A 24,520-nucleotide genomic window follows, 5' to 3' on the forward strand; every position below is an offset into this window, starting at 1 on the left:
GTTGTGCTCCGGTGCCTCCGAGTCTGAGCGAGAGGTTGGAAGATGAATTCGAGATCGGCCACAGCTGTCGACCACGAGCTTGATCTCATTCCGTTGTCGCGAGCGCAATACAGCATGTGGCTGGCCGACAATCTTCCGGGCAGGCCGAACGTCAATATCGCCCATTACGTCGACATCGAGGGTGAGATCGACGTCGACGTGCTCACCGAGGCAACCAATATCGCTGGGCGGGAAACCGAATCACTCGTCGTGCGGGTGGTCGAATACGACGGTCGCCCTTATCAATTCGTGGACCGCAGTATCGTCTATGACGACGCACTCCTGGATTTGTCCGATGCCGACGACCCCTACGCCGCCGCCATGGAGTGGATGCGCCGCGACTACAGCACCAAGGCCGTCGACCTCGGCCGTGACCGGCTGGCCGCCACCAAACTCATCAAGATCGGCGAGCGGCGGTACCTGTGGTACGGACGCGCACACCATCTGATCATCGACGGATACGGCGCATTCAATTTCATCGGCCGGGTGACCGAGAACTACAACGCGATCCTCGAGGGCCGGCAGCCCCCGCCGCTGGTGGCGGCCGCCCTCCGAGATATCGCCGAGGCCGATCGCGCGTACCACGCGAGTCCGCGCTTCGAATCCGACCGGGCGTACTGGCGCGAGAAAATATCCGGTCTCCCGACACCGGTGAGTCTTTCGGGACGGGCCGCGCGGTGGAGCGACAACGATCATATGGCCGGCCGGCAGCTGCCGGACCGGCTGACCGAGCTGCTGGAGCGCTTCGCGGAGAACCAGCGGGCCTCGCCGGCCCAGGTGGTCATCGCGGCGTTCTCGGCGTTCCTGGCCAGGATGACGGGTTCCGACGACGTCGTGCTGTCGATGCCGGTGAGCGGCCGGGTGACCCGGCGCCTGCGGCACGCCGCCGCCATGCTGGCGAATATGGTGCCGATCCGGTTCGCGGTGACGCCGCAGACCACGGTCGAGGAATTGGTCGGCGCCGCGGTATCCGAACTCGTTTCGGCGATCCGGCATCAGCTCTACCGGTTCGAGGATATGCGCCGCGAGACCAATATCGCCGATACGGCGGCCAATTCGTTCGGTCCGGTAGTCAACATCTTGTTCTTCGACAGCGAGATCCGCCTCGGATCCGCCGTCGGGCGTTATCGCGCACTCACTTCCGGGGCGCTCGACGATCTGCAGCTGAACCTCTACCGTCCCGGCGCCGACGGGCCCCTGTTGCTCGAACTGCACGGTAATCCGAATCTGTACAGCCAGGACGAGCTCGAACTGCACACCACGCGGTTCGTCGAATTCCTGCGGCGTCTGCTGGAATCGCCCCTGGACACCCCGGTCGTCGATATTCCCCTTACCGATTCGGCGGAAGAACAACGCGTTGTCGGTGAGCTCGCGGGCCGCGACGGTGCGGTCGCGGAAACGACGTTGGTCGGTCTACTGACCGACCGGGCCGCGGCCACCCCCGACGCGGTCGCCGTGACCTGTGGCTCGACCGCCCTGACCTATCGGGAACTGGACGAGCGGTCCAATCGGTTTGCCCGCACTCTCCTCGCGCGCGGTGCCGGGCCGGAAACACTGGTGGCCATCGCGATGCCGCGGGACGCGGATCTGATCGTCGCCACCCTGGCCGTGCTGAAATCGGGCGCCGGGTATCTGCCGCTGGATATCGCCCACCCCGCCGACCGGCTGGAATACGTGCTCGCCGATGCCGGGCCGGTGCTGGTGGTCACGAAGCCCGCACTGCGCGAGAGCGTTCCGGTCGATCCCGACCGGCTCGTCGTGTTCGGCGACCGCACCGGATTCGACGGCGACAGTACGCCGGTCACCGATGCCGAACGGTCCCGCCCGCTGCGGCCGGACAATATCGCCTATGTCATCTACACCTCCGGCTCGACCGGTCGCCCGAAAGGCGTGCCGATCGGCCACCGCGCGGTGGCGTCGTATCTGATCAATGCCTGCGCAGAGATCGGCGTCCGGGCCGGCGATGTGTGGACGCTGTTCCACTCCTTCGCGTTCGACTATTCGGTGTGGGAGATCTTCGGGCCGCTGGTCTCCGGGGGCCGGGTGGTCGTGGTGGACACCGTGACCACCCGGTCGCCCGACGATGTCGTACGCCTGGTGGCCCGCGAGAAAGTGACCGTTTTCAATCAGACTCCCTCGGCCTTCCAGCAGTTCGCGGCCGCGCGGGAGCGATACGCGGCCGGCGGGGAGACCGCGGGGCCGTTGGCGCTGCGGTCGGTGATCCTGTCGGGGGAGCGCCTGGATCCGGCGGGGCTCGCCGCCTGGTACGAACACGATCCGCGGGTGCCGGTCGTGGCCAACAGCTACGGGATCACCGAGACCACCGTTTTCGTGACCTATCTGCCGTTGACTTCGGATATCGCGGTGCCGGGTGCCGCGAGCGCGATCGGCACGGCCCTGCCGGGATTGCGCACCTATGTACTGGACGAGCGGTTGCGACCGGCGCCGCTGGGTGCCTGGGGTGAGATCTATGTTTCGGGGGCACAGCTCTCGCGCGGATATCTCGGGCGGCCCGCGCTGAGCGCGGCCCGTTTCGTCGCCGACCCGTTCGGCGCGCCGGGTGCACGCCTCTATCGCAGCGGGGATATCGCCCGCTGGAACGACCGGGGCGAATTGGAGTATCGCGGCCGGGCCGATCAGCAGGTCCAGTTGCGCGGGTTCCGGATCGAACTCGACGAGATCCGCAATGTGCTGCTGGCCGACAGTGCGGTGGCGACGGCGGTCGTGGTCGTCCATCGGCCCGGCACGGAGGCGGCACGGCTGGTCGCCTATGTGGTGCCGGTCGGCGATCCGGCCGCCGGCTTCGCCGACACTCTGCGCGACCGGGTGGCCGAGGTCCTGCCTGAGTACATGGTGCCGGCGAGTGTCGTGGTGCTGCCGGAACTGCCGTTGACCGTCAACGGCAAGATCGATCACCGGGCCCTGCCCGAGCCGGTATTCGATTCGGCCGCGGCGTATATCGCACCGAGCACAGTGGTCGAGGAGACGATCGCCGATGTGTTCGCCGACGTTCTCGGCGTCGAGCGGGTCGGCGTCCTGGACGACTTCTTCGACCTGGGCGGCAATTCGCTCACCGCGACCGGCGCCGCCGTCCGGATCGGCGAACTGACCCGCTGCGAGGTCTCGGTACGCGATCTGTTCGGCGCATCGACCGTCGCCGGGCTCGCGGCGCATATCGCGTCCGCCCACCGCACGGCCCGTCCCGCCCTGCGCGCCCGGCCGCGGGTGGACCCGCTTCCGCCGGCCCCCGCCCAGAACCGGATGTGGCTGATCAATCAGGTCGACCCGGACTCGGCGGCGTACAACATCCCGCTGGTGGTGCAGCTGACCGGCCACCTCGATGTGGCCGCGCTGCGGACCGCCCTCACCGATGTCCTGGAGCGCCACGAGGCGCTGCGCACCGTGTTCCCGGCCGTCGAGGGCGCGGGGTCCCAGGTGGTCCTGCCGGCCGAGGAGGTGGTCGCCGGTCTCGATCTGATTCCCGAGACCGCGGACGGAGCGGATCTCGAGCACCGGATCCGGGAACTCGCGGCGCAGGGTTTCGATGTCAGCGCACGGCCGCCGCTGCGCAGCGGCCTGTTCGCTTCGGCCGACCGGCGCCGGCACGTCCTGGCCGTCGTCCTGCACCACATCTGCTGTGACGGGTCGTCGCTGCGGCCGCTGTCGGCCGATCTGGCGACCGCCTACGAGGCCCGGGTGCAGGGCAAAACGCCGGACTGGCAGCCGTTGCGGGTGCAGTACGCCGATTACAGCAGCTGGCATCGCGAACTGCTCGGGGACGAAACAGATCCGGATTCGCCGGCTGCCCGTCAGTTGAACTACTGGAAAGAACAATTGGCCGGTAAGCCGCCGGTGCTGGAACTGCCCGCCGACCGGGCCCGGCCCGCCCAGCGGTCGCTGCGCGGCGACCGCACCGAGACCGTGATCCCGGCCGAGGTCTTCCGTGGGATCGAAGAGCTGGCCCGGTCGGCGAACGTCACCACCTTCATGGTCGTGCACGCCGCGCTCGCCCTACTGCTTGCCCGGCTGTCGGGCTCCGACGACATCACCGTCGGCACCGCCGTGGCCGGCCGCGGCGAACCCGCGCTCGAACCGCTCGTCGGAATGTTCGTCAATACCGTGCCGTTGCGTACCGAGGTCCGCCCGGGCGAATCGTTCACCGACTTCCTGGCGCGGGTGCGCGCCGTCGATGTGGACGGCTTCGCCAACAGCGATCTGCCCTACGAGCGCGTCGTGGAGGAGGTCGACCCCCGGCGGTCGGCCGCGTACGCCCCGCTGTGCCAGGTGTATCTGGCCTTCGAGAACATGGAACTGCCCGGTCTGGAACTGCCCGGCGTCACCGTGGAGGTCCTGGACCCGGGGGCGGGGACGGCGAAGGTGGACCTCGTGGTCACCGTCGCGGAGAACGCCTCCGCCGGTGGCGATGTCACCCTGCGTGTCGACTACGCGACCGATCTGTTCGATCGGCGGACGGTCGCGGAGTTCGCGGCCCGGCTGAACCGGGTACTCGAGGGGGTCGTGACGGATCCGGGCATCCGGGTCGGTGCGGTGGATGTGCTTTCCGGAGCCGAACGGGCCGGGCTGGTCCCGGCCGCGGGCGCCCCGGCGGCGGCGCCTCGACTCCTGGCCGAGGTGCTGGCGGTCACCGACCGCGACGCGGCGGCGGTGATCGCGGGCGACCGGACGGTCACCTACGGGGAACTGGACGCGTGGTCGAACCGGCTGGCCCGCGAACTCATCGCGCGGGGTGTGGGCCCGGGTGACCACGTCGCGCTGGTGATGGGGCGTTCGGTCGAACTGGTGGCCGGTATCCGGGCGGTGGCGGTGACCGGTGCGGCGTTCGTCCCGGTGGATCCGCGGAATCCGGCCGAACGTATCGCGCTGATGCTCGGCGACGCCGCGGTCCGGATCGCGGTGACGGTCGAATCCACGCGGGCACTGCTGCCCGAGTCGATCGCGCAGCTGGTACTCGACGATCCGGACACCGCGGCCGCGCTCGACGCCGGATCGGGGGCGCCGGTGACCGACCGGGAACGGATCCGCTCCGGCCATGTTCTCGATACGGCGTACGTGCTGTACACCTCGGGCTCGACCGGTACTCCCAAGGGTGTCGCGGTGACGCACGAGGGTCTGGCGAACTTCGCCGCCGAACAGCGCGAGCGCTACCGGGTGGAGCCGTCCGCGCGGGTATTGCAGCTGGCGGCGCCCGGCTTCGACGCGGTCGTCCTGGAACTGCTGATGGCGCATGCGAACGGGGCCGCGCTCGTCGTCTCGCCGCCGGATGTCTTCGCCGGCGCGGAACTGGCGGAACTCATCCGCGCCCAGCGGGTCTCGCACGCGTTCGTGACACCGAGTGTGCTGGCGACGATGTCACCGGCGGGCCTGGACTCCCTGCGGGTGCTGGTGGCCGGTGGCGAAGCGGTCCCGGCCGAGACGGTGGCGACGTGGGCGCCCGGTCGCGAATTGTTCAACGGTTACGGTCCGACCGAAACCACCATCATGGTCGCGATCAGCGATCCCCTGTCGGTGGGTGACCGGGTGACGATAGGCGGACCGATCCGCGGGATCGACGCCGTAGTCCTCGATGCGGGATTGCGGCCGGTTCCGGTCGGGGTGACGGGTCAGCTCTTCGTCTCCGGTGTCCAACTGGCCCGCGGATACCTGCGGCGGCCGGCGGCCACGGCGGCCGCGTTCGTGGCCGCGCCCTTCGGTCCGCCCGGTACCCGGATGTACCGCACCGGCGATCTGGCGCGCTGGACCGCCGACGGGACGCTGGAATACGTCGGCCGCACCGACTTCCAGGTCAAGATCCGCGGCCAGCGCATCGAACTCGGCGAGATCGAGGCCGCGCTCGCCGAGCACCCGGCGGTGGTGGTCGCGCATGTGATGGGTGTCGCCGGCGAGCACGGTGCCCGGCTGGCCGCCTACGTGGTGCCCACAGGGGCCGGGGTGGATACCGCGGAGCTGCTGGCGTACGCGGCGCAGCGCCTGCCGGCCCATATGGTCCCGGAGGCCGTGCTGGTGCTCGACCGGCTTCCGCTCTCGTCGGTCGGCAAGATCGATCGCGCCGCGCTGCCCGAGCCGGTGTTCGGCGCGACCACCGTCGAATTCGTCGCGCCGCGCGACAGCGTGGAACAGACCGTGGCGCGGGTGTGCGGGGAAGTGCTCGGTGTCGAGCGAGTGGGCGCCTTCGACAGCTTCTTCGATCTGGGCGGCAACTCGCTGTCGGCCACCCGGGTGGCCGGTCGGTTGAGCGCGGAATTCGGGGTCGATGTCGCCCTGCGCACAGTGTTCGACGCACCGACGGTTGCGGCCCTGGCCGATCGGCTGCGCACGAGCGCGCCGGCCGGCCGGCCACCACTGGTTCCGCAGCACCGTCCGGAGCGGATCCCGCTGTCGCCGGCGCAGACGCGAATGTGGTTCCTCAATCGATTCGACACCGCGTCACCGCTGTACAACATTCCGCTGGTGTTGCGATTGTCGGGCGCCCTCGATGTGGCGGCCCTGCGGGCCGCGGTCGCCGATGTGCTCGGCCGGCACGAAGCACTGCGCACTCGTTACCCCGACAGCGACAGCGGGCCACACCAGGTGATCGTGCCGGTGGCCGAGACCGGTACGTCGCTGGAGCCGGTATCCATCGCGGCCGAGGCGGTCGAGGCCCGGATCGCGGCGGAGGCCGCGGCCGGGTTCGACGTGACGCGGGAGATCCCGTTCCGGGTCACCCTGCTGCGCAGTGAGCCCGAGGAACACGCCCTCGTCCTGGTCGTCCACCACATCAGTTTCGACGGCTCGTCGCTCGCCCCGCTCGCCGCGGACCTGATGACCGCCTACCATGCCCGGCGCCGGGGCGAGGAGCCGCAGTGGGCCCCGCTGCCGGTGCAGTACGCCGATTACACGCTGTGGCAACGGGAACTGCTCGGCACCGAGGACGATCCACACAGTCCCACGGTCGCGCAGACCGAGTACTGGCGCTCGGCCCTCGCCGAATTGCCCGAGGTACTCGACCTGCCCACCGCCCGGCCCCGCCCGGCCCAGCAGAGCTTCCGGGGCGCGACGTACTCCACGACACTGCCCGCGGACCTCCATCGCGAGGTCATCGCGCTGGCCCGCCGCCACGACACGACTGTGTTCATGGTGATGCACGCCGTCTATGCGGCGCTGCTGGCCCGCCTGTCCGGGGCCGGTGACATCGCCGTCGGGACACCGATCGCCGGCCGCGGCGAACCCGGCCTCGACGGCCTGGTCGGGATGTTCGTCAACACGCTGGTGCTGCGGACCCGGGTCGCGCCCGGTGCGTCGTTCGCCGCGGTTCTCGACCAGGTCCGCGCCGCGGATCTGGCCGCGTTCGAGAATGCCGATATCCCGTTCGAACGGCTGGTCGAGGTGCTCAATCCGCCCCGATCGACGGCGCACGCGCCGCTGACCCAGGTGGGGTTCTCGTTCCAGAACATCGAGATCCCGGCCGTGCGGATCGACGGTCTGACGGTCACGGCCCGGATGATCGATCCCGCCGTGGCCAAATACGATCTGCACCTGAATCTGGTCGACACCTTGTCCGCCGATGGTGGGACCGGCGGCATGGCGGTCGAATTCGGGTATGCCACCGACCTGTTCGACGAGTCGTCGATCCGCACGATATTCGACCGCTACCGGTTGCTGTTGCGCGCGGTTCTCGCCGATCCCACCGCGCCCGTCGGCGATATCGATCTGCTGACCGAGGCCGAACGGCAGGCGCTGGCCGAGCGGTCGGCCGGCGCGCGCACCGTCACCGGCCCGGCGACGGTGGCGGATCTGTTCGCGGCACAGCTCACGGCCACTCCGCGGGCGACGGCTGTCATCGACGCCGCGACCGGCGAACGACTGGACTACGGGGACTTCGGGCAGCGGGTGAACCGGCTGGCCCGCGCCCTCATCGACCGGGGCGTAGGACCGGGGACGGTGGTGGCGGTGGCCATGCACCGCTGCGTCGACCTGCTCACCGGCCTGTACGCGATCCACGCCGCCGGTGCCGCCTACCTGCCCCTGGATCCGGAACACCCGGCCGACCGGATCCGCTCGGTCTGCGCGACCGCCCGGCCGATCGCCGTGCTGACCCGGGGTGACGACGCGGAACTGCCCCCCGAGGTGCCGCAGTGGCCGATCACCGAACTGTCGGCGCCGCGGTTCGATCCGGCGCCGATCACCGACGCGGACCGCCTCCGGCCACTGCGTCCGGACGATCTGGCCTACGTCATCTACACCTCCGGCTCGACCGGCGTGCCCAAGGGTGTGGCCGTCCCGCACCGCGCGGTGGTGAACCAGCTGTGCTGGCTGCGCGACCACTACGGCCTCGACGGTTCCGATGTGCTGATCTGGCGTACGCCGGTGACCTTCGACCTGTCGGTGTGGGAACTGTTCGCCGCGGCCGTAGGTGGCGCGGCACTGGTGGTCGCGGACGCCGACGCGCACCGCGACCCCCGGGTGCTGGCCCGGCTACTGGCCGAACACCGGGTGACGACAGTCGATTTCGTACCGTCGCTGCTCGCCGCCTTCCTGGCCACCGCGCAGGGCCGTGAACTCCCGGACCTGCGGCGTGTCCTGTGCATCGGCGAAGCCCTGCCGGCCGAGACGGTCCGGCGCTTCACCGAGTTCGGTACCGCGCGGATCGACAATCTGTACGGGCCGACCGAGGCCGCGGTCAGCGTCACCTCCCACCGTGTCGAGGAGATCTCCGGCACCGCCGTGCCGATCGGCGCACCCGAGGCGAATGTGGTGGTCCGGGTGCTGGATGCCCGGCTGAATCCGGTTCCGGACGGTGTCACGGGCGAGCTGTACCTGGGTGGGGTGCAGCTGGCCCGCGGGTATCACGAACGTCCGGCCCTCACGTCGGCCACCTTCGTCGCCGATCCCGCGGGCACCGGCGCCCGGTTGTACCGTACCGGCGACCTGGTGCGCTGGGACGCCACCGGCAGCCTGTGCTACGTGGGCCGAGCCGATACGCAGGTGAAGCTGCGCGGTCTGCGGATCGAACCGGGCGATATCGAGGCCGCGCTGGTGGCCCACGCCGCCGTGGACGCCGCGGTGGTACAGGTACGCACCGATCACGGCGAACAGCGCCTGGTCGCCCATGTGGTCGCGCCACCGTCGTGCGACACCCAGGAGATCCGCGCGTCGCTGCGGGAACGGCTGCCCGCCTATATGGTTCCGGCCACGGTGATCCGGATCGATGCGATCCCGCTCACCGCGAACGGCAAGGTCGACCATCGGGCGCTGCCGGCACCGGACCCGGCCCTGCGCGCGGCCGAGTTCCGGGAGCCGCGGGGCCTGGTCGAGCAGACGGTGGCGGGTGTCTTCGGCGAGTTGCTCGCACTGCCGGAGATCGGCGCCCAGGACGATTTCTTCGAACTGGGCGGCAATTCGCTGCTCGCGACGCGAGCGCTGAGCCGGATCGGCGATATCCTCGAGGTCACCGTCGCGGTGCGGGTGATCTTCGAGGCACCCACGGTCGCCGACCTCGCCGAGCGCATCACCCGGTTGCGGGCGGTACCGAGCCTCCCGGCGCCCGCACCCCGTCCGCGCCCGGATCGGATACCGCTCTCGCCGGCGCAGACCCGGATGTGGTTCCTCAACCAGTTCGATCCGGCGGCCGCGGGGTATATCGTCCCGCTGGCGATCCGGCTCGACGGTGTCCTCGATCTCGCGGCGCTCACCGCGGCCGTCGGCGATGTGGTCGCGCGGCACGAGAGTCTGCGCACCGTCTACCCGGCCGTGGACGGTGTTCCGGCCCAGGTGGTGCTCCCGGTCGAAGAGGTCGCCGCGCAGGGGGATCTCGTCCCGGAACCGATCGCCGAGTGCGAACTGCCACGGCGGCTGGCGGAGTTCTTCGGCCGTACCTTCGATGTGGCCGAGGGCGTGCCCTTGCGGGTCGGGCTCTTCCAGCTCTCCGAATCGGTGTGGGTGCTCGCGCTGTCCGCGCATCACATCAGCTGTGACGGTTTCTCGGTGGCACCGCTGGCCGCCGATCTGATGACCGCCTACCGGGCGCGTTCCCTGGGTGGCCGCCCGGACTGGGCGCCGCTGCCCGTTCAGTTCGCCGATTTCGCGCTCTGGCAGCGCGAGGTGCTCGGGGCGCCGGACGATCCACGGTCGCGCGGTGCCCGCGAGGTTGCCTATTGGCGCACCCGGCTCGCGGGTATTCCCGATGTCCTGGATCTGCCGACTGATCGGCCGCGGCCGCCGCGGCGGACCCAGCGCGGCGCGTTCGTGCAGGTCACGATTCCCGGTGACCTGCACCGGCGGGTGCAGACGCTGGCACGCCGCGGCGGCGCCACCACGTTCATGGTGGCGCACACGGCGCTGGCGGTCCTGCTGGCCCGGCTCTCCGGGGGCGACGACATCACCGTCGGCGTGCCGCACGCGGGCCGCGGCCACCGCTCGCTCGACGGTCTGGTGGGTATGTTCGTCAATACCTTGGTGATGCGGACCCGGGTCGCGCCCGACCGGAGCTTCCGGGAGCTTCTGGAAGAGGTCCGGCGGGCCGATATCGAGGCCTACGACCACGCCACCGTTCCGTTCGAGCAGCTGGTGGAAGCGTTGAACCCGGTGCGTTCGGCCGCGCATACGCCGCTGTTCCAGGTGATGCTCGCCTATCAGAACATGGAACGGGCCCACATCGAACTGCCCGATCTCACCGTGGACGATATCGATCCCGGCGACGATGCCGCGATCTACGACCTGCTGCTGATGATGTCGGAGGGCCACGGCGCCCACCACGAGCCGGTCGGTATGACACTGCGCCTCACCTACGCCACCGACCTGTTCGACGAGGACACCGCCGCACGGTTCGCCGCGCAGTTCCTCCGGGTACTCGAGGCCGCGGCGGCCGATCCGGAGGCGGCCGTCGGCGATATCGACCTGCTCGACGAGGCCGATCGGACAGTGCTGCTGCACCAGTGGAACGCCACCGGCGGCCCCATCGTCACCGGCCGGACCCTGGTCGATCTCTTCGACGACCAGGTGGCCCGCACCCCGGCCGCGCCCGCGCTGCGCGATCCGGCCGGCGCCGTGCTGACCTACCGGGATTTCGACAGCCGGGTGAACCGGCTCGCCCGCTGGCTCACCGATCGCGGTGCCGCGCCGGAGACCATTGTGGCTGTGGCGATCCGGCGTTCGGTCGATCTCGTCACCGCGCTGTACGCGGTGGTCAAGACCGGGGCCGCGTTCCTGCCGATCGATCCGGACCATCCGGCCGCGCGGATCGGCCGTGTGCTCGCGGCGGCCCGGCCCGTACTGGTGTTGACCACATCCGCGGACGGCGGGGAGCTCCCGGCGGAGCACCCCACCGAGGCGATCGACCGGGCAGACCTGAGCGGCTACGGCGACACCCCGCTCACCGATGCGGACCGCCGGGCGCCGCTGCGCCCGGACAACGCGGCCTATGTGCTGTTCACCTCCGGTTCCACCGGCCTCCCGAAGGGGGTCGCCCTGACCCACGCCGCGACGGCGGCGCAGCTGGCCTGGGCACAGCGGCAGTGGCCGCACGACGGGTCCGATGTGGTCCTGTACAAGACCCCCATCACCTTCGATATCGCGGTGTGGGAACTGTTCTGGCCGTTGCAGACCGGTGCGCAGCTCGTGGTCGCCGCTCCGGACGGCCACCGCGACCCCGCCTACCTGGCGGAGATCATCGCCGAACACCGGATCAGCACAGTGCATTTCGTGCCCTCGATGCTCGATGTCCTGCTCGACACCACCGCGGCGTCGTTGCCGTCGGTCCGCCGGGTGTTCGTCGCCGGTGAAGCGCTGGCCCAGCGCACCGTCGACGAGTCGGCGCGGGTCTTCGGCAACGCCGAGGTCGTGAACTGGTATGGGCCGGCCGAGGCCGAGGTCGTCACCAGCCACCCGTGCCTGCCCGGGGAAAGCCCGCGCGCGACCGTGCCGATCGGGCGGCCGGTCGCCGGTATGCACGTCCATGTCCTGGACTCCCGGCTGCGACCCGTGCCGTTCGGCGTGACCGGCGAACTCTACGTCTCGGGTGTACAGACGGCCCGCGGTTACCACGGCCGCCCCGACCTCACCTGCGGTTCGTTCATCGCGCACCCCTTCGGCGCGCCGGGGGAGCGGCTGTACCGCACCGGCGACCTGGTCCGCTGGACGAGGTCGGGCGATCTGGAGTTCGCGGGGCGCGGCGATTTCCAGGTGAAGGTACGCGGGCAGCGGGTGGAGCCCGGCGAGATCGAAGCCGCGCTGTGCGCCCTGCCGGAGGTCGCCCGCGCCGTCGTCGTCGCGACGACGGAACGGATCGCCGGCTATGTGACGCTCGTCCCCGGTGCCGAGGCCACGGGCCGCGAGCTGCGCGAGCGGATCGCGCGCACGCTCCCGGCCTATCTCGTGCCGGCCGCCGTACAGGTACTGGCGGCGATCCCGCTCACCGCCAACGGCAAAGTGGACCGTGCGGCGCTGCCCCGGCCGGTGTTCGAGGACCGTGCCGAATACGTGGCCCCGCGCACCGAGCGGGAAACCGTGCTGGCGCGGATCGTCGCCGGTCTGATCGGAACCGAGCAGGTGAGCGTGACGGCCGATCTGTTCGAAATCGGTGTCGACTCGCTGTCGGCCGCGCGGATCGCCGCCCGCGCCGAAGCTGCGCTGGGTGTCGAGGTCGGTATCCGCGATATCTTCGACGAGCCGACGATCGCCGGCCTGGCACACCGGGTCGCCACCCGCACCGGCGCCGCCCTCCCACTCACGGCGCGTGAGCGTCCGGCCGCCGTCCCGCTGGCCGCGGCCCAGCGCCGGATGTGGTTCCTCAACCAGTACGACACCGGATCCGCCGCGTACAACATCTGTTTCGCGGCCCGGCTCAGCGGCGCGCTGGATCTCGCGGCGCTGCGGGCCGCTTTCCGGGACGTGATCGCCCGGCACGAGCCGTTGCGGACGATCTACCCCATGCGGGACGGCGAACCGTGCCAGGTCGTCCTGGACGCCCCGGCCGCCGGATCCGATCTGCTGCCGGAAGCCGAACCGGTCGCCGACGAGACCGAACTGGCCGACCGGATCCGGCGGGTCGCCGAAACCGGCTTCGATGTCGCGGTCTCGGTGCCCGTCCGGGCCGGGCTGTACCGCACCGGGGCCGGGGAGCACGCACTGGTCCTGGTGGCGCACCATATCGCCGCCGACGGCGCCTCGATGCCGGTACTGGCCCGTGATGTGTTCACCGCCTATACGGCTCGTACGCGCCGGCAGCCGCCGCAGTGGGAACCGCTGGCGGTCCAGTACGGCGACTACGCGCTGTGGCAGCAGGAGCGCCTGGGCGTCGAGGATGATCCCGAATCGCTGATCTCCCGGCAGATCGCCTACTGGACAGACGTGCTCGGCGACAGCCCGGAACTGCTGGATCTGCCGACCGACCGCCCGCGCTCGGCCACCGTCACCACGGCCGGTGGCAGTGTGCGCTTCGGTATCCCGCCGCGGCTGCACGACGCGATCGTGCGGCTGGCGCAGGAGGAGGGCGTGACGACCTTCGTGGTACTGCACGCGGCACTGGCGATCCTGCTCGCCCGGACGGCGCATACCGACGATGTCTCGGTCGGTACCCCGGTCGCGGGCCGGGGCCAGGAGGCACTCGACGATCTGGTCGGAATGTTCGTGAACACCGTGGTGCTGCGCACCCGGATCGCCGAGGACCGGTCGTTCCGCGCACTGCTCGCGGACGTGCGCGATATCGACGTGGCCGCTCTCGCGCACGCCGATCTCGCCTATGAACGGCTCGTCGATGTCCTCGATCGGCCCCGGTCGACCGCGTACACACCGCTGTACCAGGTGATGTTCGGGCTGCAGAACACCGGGCCGGCGCGGTTCGACCTGCCCGATGTGGATGTCGCCCTGCTCGACCCCGGGATCGCGCAGGCCAAAACCGATCTCACCGTGCTGCTGAACGAGCGGGCCGACGGCGATCGGTCCGGGGGTATCGACGGGGAGATCGTCTACGCCACCGATCTTTTCGAGAACCGGACCGCGCAGGCACTCGCCGATCGGTTCGTGCGGATTCTCGAGTCGGTCACCAGCGACCCGGCCCGGGCGGTCGGTGGTATCGATCTGCTCACCGCGACGGAAACCGAAGCACTGGTCCCGGCGTTCGGCGACGAGGCCGAAACCCCGTGCCTGCTGCCTGATCTGCTGGCCGCGGCGGTCGCCGCGCACCCCGCGCAGGTCGCGCTGATCGGGGAGACCGAAACCCTGACCTACGCCGAACTCTACCGGCGCGTCGACCTGCTGGCCGGCTATCTGGTGGCGCGCGGCGCGGCCCCGGGCGTCCATATCGCGCTGGCGATACCTCGCTCGGTGGACTACCAGATCGCCATGTGGGCGATCTCCCGGACCGGCGCCGCCTTCGTGCCGGTGGATCTGCGGTACCCGCGGGACCGGGTGGCCCATATGATCGCCGACGCCGGCGTCGCCTTCGGCCTCACGGTCGCGGACGCGGTGGCCGCGCTGCCCGACGGGGTCGGATGGTCGGTACTCGACGATCCGGCCACGGCCGTCGAAATCGCGAGCGGGCCGGGACTTTCCGCGGGCGCGTCGACGCCGCGGCGTGCCCGGACCGGGGATACGGCCTACCTGATCTACACCTCCGGCTCCACCGGCAAGCCGAAGGGGGTGGTGGTCACCCACGAGGGGCTCGCGAACTTCGCCACCGCCCAGCGGGTGCGGTACCGGGTGGACCGGACCGCGCGGGTGCTGCACGTGGCGGCACCGGCTTTCGACGCGGTCCTGCTCGAGGCATTGATGGCCTGTGCGGCGGGCGCCGCGCTGGTGATCTCGCCGCCGGATGTCTTCGGTGGCGCGGAACTGGCCCGGCTCATCCGCAACCACCGGGTATCGCATGCCTTCCTGACACCGAGTGTGCTGGCGACGGTATCGCCCGTCGATCTGGAATCGGTGCAGGTGCTGGCGGTTGGCGGTGAGATGGTGCCGGCCGAGCTGGTCGCCACCTGGGCGCCGGGGCGCCGGTTGCACAATATCTACGGACCGACCGAGACGACCATCGTGATCACGATGAGTGCGCCGGTGCGTGCCGGTGGCCCGATCGATATCGGTGGCCCGATCCATGGCGCGCAGGCCGTCGTCCTGGACGCCCGGTTGCGGCCGGTGCCGGTCGGTGTGCCGGGTGAGTTGTACCTGGCGGGCGCTGCGCTGGCGCAGGGGTATCTGAATCGACCGGCGCCGACCGCGGGCGCGTTCGTGGCGAATCCGTACGGCGGCGCGGGATCGCGGATGTATCGGACCGGCGATATCGTGCGCTGGACTGCCGGCCATACGCTGGAATACGTCCGGCGCAGCGATTTCCAGATCAAGATCCGCGGCCAGCGCATCGAACTCGGCGAGATCGATGCCGCATTGGTCGCGCAGCCCGGTGTCGCGTCGGCGGTCACGGTCGCGCGTCCCGGCCCGGACGGCCGGTCGCTGCTCGCGGCGTATCTCGTGGGTGAGCCCGGCGCGGAGATCACCGCCACCGCGGTGCTGGACCGGCTCGCGGACATACTGCCGGCCCATATGCTGCCCGCGACGATCACCGTCCTGGACCGGATGCCGCTCGCCTCGACCGGCAAGGTGGACCGTAAAGCGCTGCCCGAGCCCGTGTTCGAGGTGCGCGAGGCGGACGCGGTCGCACCGGCCACCGATCTGGAAAGTACCGTCGCGGCCGCGTTCGCGGAGGTACTCGGGGTGCCGTCGGTGGGGGCGACCACGTCGTTCTTCGCGCTGGGCGGCGATTCCATCATGTCGATCCAGCTCGCCGCGCGGCTGCAGGCCGCCGGGTTGGTCGTCCGGGCCCGCGATATCTTCGAACGCCGTACTGTCCGGGCCCTCGCCCAGGTCGCCGAGACCACGGGCCGGGCGACGCTCACGGAACTGCCCGGCGGCGGCGTGGGTGATATCCCGAGTACGCCGATCGTGACCTGGTTCGGTGAACGCCTCGGCGCGGCCCGGGGATTCGCCCAGTCGATGCTGGTGCGGCTGCCCGGAGATGCCGCTGTCGCCGACGTCACCACGACGGTGCAGGCCCTGCTGGACCGGCACGATATGCTCCGCGCCCAGCTGCGCGACGGCTGTCTGCGAGTACTGCCGGCAGGTTCGGTCGACGCGGCGGAAACCCTTCTCGTGCAGACATTCCGAGCCGAGGACGCGCCGGGCGGAGACGGATTCACCGCGGTGGCCGAGGCCGCGCTGGCCGCGGCCACCGCCCGCCTCGATCCGGCCGCCGGCCGGGTCGTGCAGGTGGTCTGCCTGTTGCCCGCGGCCGGAGTCGACGCGGAGGGGCGGGCCGTCGTGGTGATCCACCACCTGGCCGTGGACGGCGTCTCGTGGCGCATCCTGCTGCCCGATTTCGCGACCGCCTGGCAGCAGATCGGCGAAGGCCGGGCGGTGAATCTGCCCGCCCCGGGCACCTCCATGCGCCGCTGGGCGCACGCCCTGACCGAAGCGGCGGCGGACCGGGCCGGTGAACTCGACCTGTGGCAGCGGATGAGCGCGGCGCCCGACCCGCTGCTGGGCCGGGCGGCACTCGACCCGTCCGTGGACACCCAGGCGACGGTCCGGCAGCTGGAGGTCTCCCTCCCGCCCGAGGTGACGCGGGTGCTCCTGGAGGTGGTGCCCGAAGCCGCCCGTGCCACGGTGGACGACGCGCTGCTCGCGGGACTGACGGTCGCCCTGGGACGCTGGCGCGCGCGCCGCGGAAGTACCCATCGGGGCGCAAAGATCCTGCTCGAGGGCCACGGACGCGAGGAGCAGCTCGTCCCGGGCGCGGACCTCTCCCGCACCGTGGGCTGGTTCACCAGCGCCTACCCTGTCGCGCTCGACCCGTCCGGGATCGACTCCGGTGATGTGCGTGCCGTGGTGAAGGCGGTCAAGGAACAATTGCGGGCGATCCCGGACAAGGGAATCGGTTACGGCCTCCTGCGCTATCTCGACCCCGCCGCCGGGGAGCGGCTGGCAGGTGGATCGGAGCCGCAGATCGCCTTCAACAACCTCGGCCGGGCCGGTGTCGATCTCGCCGCGCTGTCGGGACTGGCGTGGGTGCCGACCGGGGAGGAGTTCGACCAGCGCGGCGCGTTCGACCCGGATATGCCCGCGGCGGCGGTGATCACGATCGATGTGCACACCGCCGAGACCGCGGCGGGCCCCGTGCTGTCGGCGCATATCGGGTACGCCGCGCGGTTGCTGGACCGTGCGGAGGTCGCCGAACTGGCCGGCGACTGGATCGACGCGGTCCGCGAGATCGCGGCGGCGGCACGTGCCGGTGACGACTGGGGCCTGTGCTCCGCCGATGTTCCGCTCGTCGCGGTCGCCCAGTCCGATCTGGAGGTCTTCACCGACCGCTATGGGCCGCTCACCGATGTGTGGTCGCTGGCGCCGCTGCAGGCGGGCCTGCTCTTCCACGCCGAATTCGCCGCGGGAGAACTGGATGTCTACACCGCCCAATCGGTGCTGACCCTGGCGGGCACAGTCGACGAGGACCGGCTCGAACAAGCCGCGCGAGTGCTGCTCGACCGGCATCCGAACCTGCGCGCGGCCTTCACCCGGACCGCCGACGGCGTGGCCGCGCAGATCGTTCCCGCCACCACGGCGCTGCGCTGGTATCGCGCCGAGACCGGCGGGGACACCGCCGAACTCGATCGGTTGCTCGAAGCCGAACGAGCCGTGGTGTTCGATCCCGCCGATCCGCCGCTGCTGCGTTTCCTCGCGGTCACGGTGGGGCCGGAGGATTTCCGGCTGGTACTGACGGCGCATCATCTGCTGCTCGACGGCTGGTCGCTGCCGCTGCTGTGCCGGGAGCTGATCGGTCTCTACGCGGTGGCCGACCGCACCGATCTGTTGCCGGCCGCGCCGTCCTACCGCGACTATCTGGAATGGCTGGACCGGCGCGATCACGAGGCCGGTGTACAGGTGTGGCGCGAGGCTCTGGGCGAGTCGGTCGAGCCCACCTTGATCACCGACCCGCATACGGCCACCCTCGCCGATATCCCGGTCGACCTGCCGATCGTCCTCGACCGCGCCGGCACCGCGCGGCTGGCCGAGTTCGCCCGCGAGCGGGCGGTCACGATGGCCACCATCGTCCAGTTCTCCTGGGCGGTGGTGCTGGGCAACCTGCTCGGTACCGAACGAGTGGTCTTCGGCAGCACCGTCTCCGGGCGGCCCGCCGATCTGCCCGGTGTGGAGTCGATGATCGGGCTGTTCATCAATACGATCCCGGTAGCGGCCGACGTAACCCGCGCCCGGACCGTCGCCGAACTGCTGGCTCGTCTGCAGGCCGACAGCACCCGGTTGCTCGACCACCACTATCTCGAACTGTCCGAGATCACCGCCGCCGCGGACAACCCGCACCTGTTCGACACCCTGGTGGTGTTCGAGTCCTATCCGGTCGACAGCAGCGGTATGGGCGAGACCGATATCGACGGGATGCGGGTGCTCGCGGCCGAGGGCCGCGACGCCGCGCACTACCCGCTGCTGGTCCAGGCACACCAGACCGACGAACTGCATATCCGGGTCCGCTACCAGCGTGCTCGGGTCGACGATCGGACGGCGGCCGCTCTCGCCGACCGGCTGGCCCGCGTGCTGCGCGCGATCACCGGCAATGCGGACAGACCGCTCGGGTCGATCGATCTGCTGTCGGCGGACGAACGCGCGGTACTGGTACCGGCCTCGGGCGGCAGCGCCGAGGCACCGCGTTCGCTGCCGGAACTGCTCGCGGCGGGCGCAACCCGCGACCCGGCGGCCGCGGCGCTGATCTCGGACGGGCAGACGGTCTCCTACGCCGAACTGGAGGCCCGATCCGACCGCTTGGCGCGGAAGTTGATCGACTGGGGCGTCGGCCCGGGCGACCGGGTGGCGCTGGCGCTGCCCCGGTCGGTGGAGTTCGTGGTCGGCCTGTGGGCGGTGACCAAAACGGGTGCCGCGCTCGTGCCGGTCGATTCCCGCAACCCCGCGGAACGGGTCGCGCTCATGGTCGAACACGCGGATATCCGGGTCGCGCTGACCAGCGGATCCGCGCGCGAGCTGCTGCCGGATTCGGTGCGGGCGATGGTTCTCGACGACCCGGAGACCCGGGCATCCATCGCGGCCTACCCGGCGGGCCGGATACCGGACGCGGAGCGTGTGCGCATACCGCAGCTGCGGGATACGGCCTATGTGCTGTACACCTCGGGCTCGACCGGGGTGCCCAAGGGTGTGGCGGTGACGCATGAGGGCCTGGCGAATTTCGCTGCGGAGCAGCGGAGACGCTTCGCCGTCGACAGCGGGTCGCGGGTGCTGCAGGGTGCCGCGCCCGGGTTCGACATCCTGTTCCTCGAAGTACTGCTGGCGCACAGCAGCGGCGCGGTATTGGTGTTGCCGCCGCCGGAGGTGTACGCGGGCGCCGAACTGGCCGAACTGATCCGCGCACAGCGGGTATCGCACGCCTTCCTGACCCCGAGCGTGCTGGCGACGCTGTCCCCGGAGGGCCTGGAATCCCTGCGCGTGCTGGTGGCGGGCGGTGAAGCGGTGACGCCGGAGACGGTGGCCGTCTGGGCGCCGGGCCGGTGCCTGCTGAACGGGTACGGACCCACCGAGACCACGATTCTGGCCTGTATGAGCGGACCGCTGCGGCCCGGTGCCCCGGTGACGATCGGCGAGCCGCTGCGCGGGGTGGAGGCGCTCGTACTGGACGCCTGGCTGCGGCCGGTACCACCCGGTGTGGCGGGAGAGCTGTACCTCGCGGGCGTACAACTGGCGCGCGGGTACCTGAGCCGGCCGGTGGCCACGGCGGGAGCGTTCGTGGCGAACCCGTTCGGCGCCGCCGGGACGCGCATGTACCGGACCGGTGACCTCGTGCGCTGGACCCACGAGCGCACGCTGGAGTACCTGGGCCGCCGGGATTTCCAGGTCAAGATCCGCGGCCAGCGCATCGAGCTCGGTGAGATCGAAGGCGTCCTCGCCGGCTGTCCGGGGGTCGATCAGGCCGTCGTCGTCCTGCGGCCCGACGAGCGGGGCCGCGAGCGGCTCGCCGGGTATCTCGCCGGTGCCGCCTCGGTGGACCTCGTAGCGGTGCGGGCAGCCGTCCGCGACCGGTTGCCCGCGCATATGGTGCCCGAGGCGCTGACGCTGCTGCCCGAGCTGCCGCTCACCACGAGCGGCAAACTCGACCGCCGGGCGCTCCCGGAGCCCGAATTCGGTGCCCACCGCGCGTGGGTCGCGCCGGAAACCGACACCGAGCGGGCGGTGGCGGAGGTCTTCGCACGAGTCCTGGACCTCGACGAGGTAGGCGCCGCGGACAGTTTCTTCGAACTGGGTGGTAACTCGCTGTCGGCGACCCGGGCGGCGGCGCAGTTGAGCGCCGCGACCGGAGCCCGGGTCGGTGTCCGGGAACTGTTCGAGGCGCCGACGGTGGCCGAGCTGGCCGCGCGGCTGACCGGTCTCGACCGCGAGCACCGGGCGCCCCTGGTGGCACGGCCCCGCCCCGCGCGGGTCCCGCTGTCCCCGGCCCAGCAGCGGATGTGGTTCCTCAACCAGTTCGACACCTCGGTGGGCGCCTACAACATCCCACTGGTGATCAGGTTGACCGGCGAGCTCGATATCGACGCGCTGCGCCGGGCCTGCGCCCTGGTCGTCGAACGCCACGAATCGCTGCGCACCGCGTTCCCCATGGCCGAGAGTGCCCCGTATCAACTGGTGGTACCCGCCGCCGAGGTGGTGCCGGAGCTGCGGCCGGTCCCGGTGGCCGAAGATGAGCTGATGCGGCGGGCAGTCGCGGGAGTCTCCACCGGTTTCGATGTGACCCAGGCACCGCCGCTGCGGATGGAGTTGCTCGAACTGGGCGACCGCGACCACGTGCTGATGATCACCGTGCACCATATCTGCGCGGACGGGCAGTCGATGCTGCCGCTCGCCCGGGATGTGGCGGTGGCGTACGAGGCGAGCAGGCAGGGCAGCGCTCCGCGCTGGCCGGCGCTGCCGGTCCAGTACGCCGACTACGCCCTGTGGCAGCACGAGATCCTCGGTGACAACAACGATCCGGACTCTATGATGTCGCGGCAGTTGCGATTCTGGAAGCAGACGCTGGGCGGGCTTCCCGAACTGCTCGAATTGCCGACCGATCGGCCCCGGCCCCCGGTGGCGTCGTTGCGTGGGCGCGCCGTCGAGTTCGAGGTCTCCGCCGAGCTGCACGCCCGGATCGGTGCGGCGGCCCGCGCCGGAAACGCGACAATTTTCATGGTGCTGCACGCCGCGCTGTCGGTCCTGCTGGCGCGGCTGTCGGGGATCGGCGATATCGCGATCGGTACCCCGGTGGCCGGACGCGGGGTGCGGGAACTCGACGATCTGATCGGTATGTTCGTCAATACGCTGGTGCTGCGGTCGCGGGTGGCGTCGCGGCAGACGTTCGCCGAACTGCTCGCCGATATCCGGGAAACCGATCTGGCCGCGCTGGCGCACGCGGACGTACCGTTCGAACAGGTCGTGGAGGCGCTGAACCCGCCGCGGTCGACCGCGCACCTGCCGCTCTACCAGGTGACGCTGGACGTCCAGAACCTGAGCCGGGCCGCGCTCCGGCTGCCCGGCCTCACCGTCGAACCGGTCGAGGACGGTTTCGAACAGGCACAGGCGGATCTGAATGTGAAGCTCACGGAGCGGTTCGACGAGGCGGGCCGTCCGGGCGGTCTCGTGGGCCGGCTGACCTTCGCCACGGACCTGTTCGTCGAGGAGACGATGCACAGGTTCGCGCGGGCCTATGTGCGGATCCTCGAGGAGGTGACGGCGGATCCGGAGGTCGTCGTCGGCGATCTCGACCTCGTCGATGCCGCGCAACGGCGCGCGCTGCTGGACGCGGCCGGTCACACCGGCGCCGCGGTCCCCGAGACGACCCTCGCGCACCTGTTCGCCGTGCGGGCCGCGGAGCAGCCCGACGCCGTCGCGGTGACCGACGGCCGCTCGGCGCTGACCTACGCGGAGCTGGATCGGCGTGCCGGTCTGATCGCTGCCCGGTTGGCCGAGTACGGGGCAGGCCCGGAAACGCTGGTAGCCGTGGCCCTGTCTCGCTCGGCGGACCTGGTCGCCGCACTGCTGGCGGTGGTGCGCACCGGCGCCGGATATCTGCCGCTGGATGTGGCCTACCCGGAGCAGCGGTTGCGGTTCGTGCTCGACGACGCCCGCCCGGTGGCGGTGCTGGCCTCGGCGCAGACGGCGTCGGCGGTGCCCGAGTTCCCGGCTCCGGTGCTGCTCGTGGAGGACTGCGCGACAGCGACCGCGGGTCCGGCTCCGGTGCTGCCGGTCGCCCGGCCGGACAACACGGCCTACGTGATCTACACGTCGGGCTCCACGGGCCGCCCCAAGGGTGTGACGGTGAGCCATCGCGAAGCGGTCACCCTGTTCACCGAGATCGCCGGGCGTTTCGACTTCGGCCCCGGTGATGTGTGGACCATGTTCCACTCCTACGCTTTCGATTTCGCGGTCTGGGAGATGTGGGGTGCGCTGCTGACCGGTGGCCGGCTGGTCGTGGTCGACTACGAGGTGTCCCGTACGCCGGAGGCCTTCGCCGAGCTGGTCGCCCGCGAGGGAGTGACGGTCCTGAGTCAGACACCGTCGGCGTTCTACGGATTCGCCGAGGCGGACCGGGAGCGCCGGGCCGCCGGTCGTGGCGGGCCCGACCTCGCGCTGCGGTATGTCGTATTCGGCGGTGAGGCACTGGACGCGGCGCGGTTGGCCGGATGGTTCACGGCGCACAAGCCCGGATCCCCCCGGCTGATCAATATGTACGGGATCACCGAGACCACCGTGCACGTGACATTCGGCGAGGTCACCGGACCCGATACCGCGGGGATCGGTACGCCGCTGCCGGGTATGCGGGTCTACGTACTCGACGAGCGCATGCGCCCGGTGCCCATCGGGGTGGCCGGCGAGATCTACGTGGCCGGCGGGCAGCTCGCGCGGGGTTACCTGGGTGCCCCCGTGACGACGGCGGGCCGGTTCGTGGCGAACCCGTACGGGCCGGCCGGGACCAGGCTCTACCGGTCCGGCGATGTCGGCAGGTGGCAGGACGGCGAGCACGGACTCGAACTGCGCTATCTCGGTCGCGCCGATGCCCAGATCCAACTGCGCGGCTACCGCATCGAATTGGGCGAGGTCGAATCGGCGCTGCTCCGGCATCCCGGTGTCGTACGCGCCGCCGCCGCCGTGCACCGGCCCGAACACGGGATCGACCAGCTGATCGGCTACGTGGTGGCCGCCGAGGGCGGGCGGCTCGATCCGGCCGCGGTCCGGGCGACGGCCGCCGAGGTGCTGACCGGCTATATGGTTCCGGCGGCGATCACGGTGCTGCCCGATCTGCCGTTGACGGTCAACGGCAAACTCGATCGCACGGCCCTGCCCGCACCGGATCCCGGCACCGCCACGGGCGAATTCGTCGCCCCCCGGACGGGGACGGAGAAAGCGATCAGCGAGGTGTACGCCGAGGTGCTGGGCGTCCAGCGCGTCGGAGTCTCGGACGGGTTCTTCGATCTGGGCGGCAACTCGCTGCTGGCCACCATGGTGGTGCGCGAACTGAAGGTGCGCGGGGTGACGATCGCGCTGCCGTGGATGTTCGACGACGCCACACCGGAGGCATTGGCGCGCCGGGCCGACGACGTCGAGGGCGGGTCGGGTCTGCAGGTGCTGCTGCCCCTGCGGGCGAGTGGATTCCAGCCGCCGCTGTTCTGTGTGCACCCTGCGGGTGGGCTGGCCTGGTTCTACGGAGGTCTCGTGGAACACGTGCACGCGGACCGTCCCGTCTACGGTCTGCAGGATCCGCATGTGGTGGCGGGTGAGCCTCCGGCGGAATCGGTGGACGAGTTGGCCGAGCGCTATGTGAGCGAGATCCGCCGGGTCCAGCCGGACGGTCCGTACCACCTGCTCGGTTGGTCGCTCGGCGGGCAGATCGCGCATGCCATGGCGGTCCGGCTCCGGCGCGAGGGTGCGGAAGTCGGGCTGCTGGCGCTGCTGGACAGTGCGGTGGAGCCCTCCGGTGACGTCGCCGGGCCGGAGGCGGCCGGCGATCGGCTGCCGGGCCGGTTGATGGCGGATCTGCTCGGCGGCTGGCGTGAGCTGTTCGACCTCGGCGACGACGTCCGCGTCGATACCCATGAGCAGGCCTGGGCGGTGGTCCGGGAGCAGGTACTCGGTACCGCGATGTTCACCGCCGAACAGGTGGACCGGGTGATGACGAGTTTCGAGACCGCCGCGGTGATCGCCGACCGGTACCGGCCGGCGGTCTTCGACGGTGACCTGTACTTCTTCACCGCCGGAAAGGACCACGCCGATCACGAGGCGCTGGCCCGCTCGTGGCGACCCTATGTGAGCGGGGAGATCCACAACCGGGTGGTCGATGTCCGGCACCTCGAGCTGAGTCATCCCGAGGCACTGACCGTTGTCGGTGCGGTAATAGAAAGGGCCGTAGCGCAATGCTGAACACGCAACAGACGCGGAAACTCGGCGACGG

Annotated in this window: 1 protein-coding gene; it reads left to right on the plus strand. The window is 70.6% G+C overall.

Annotation, left to right across the window (positions count from 1 at the left end; genetic code table 11):
• Window positions 1–42: 42 nt before the first annotated feature.
• Window positions 43–24,489 carry a non-ribosomal peptide synthetase gene (locus NF4_RS10440; protein ID WP_084533022.1) on the plus strand — a complete coding sequence of 8,149 codons (24,447 nt, stop codon included), beginning with the start codon at window positions 43–45 and terminating at the stop codon, window positions 24,487–24,489.
• Window positions 24,490–24,520: the final 31 nt, after the last annotated feature.

The organism is Nocardia fusca NBRC 14340, from assembly GCF_001618425.1.
In the GTDB taxonomy this organism is placed as follows: domain Bacteria; phylum Actinomycetota; class Actinomycetes; order Mycobacteriales; family Mycobacteriaceae; genus Nocardia; species Nocardia fusca.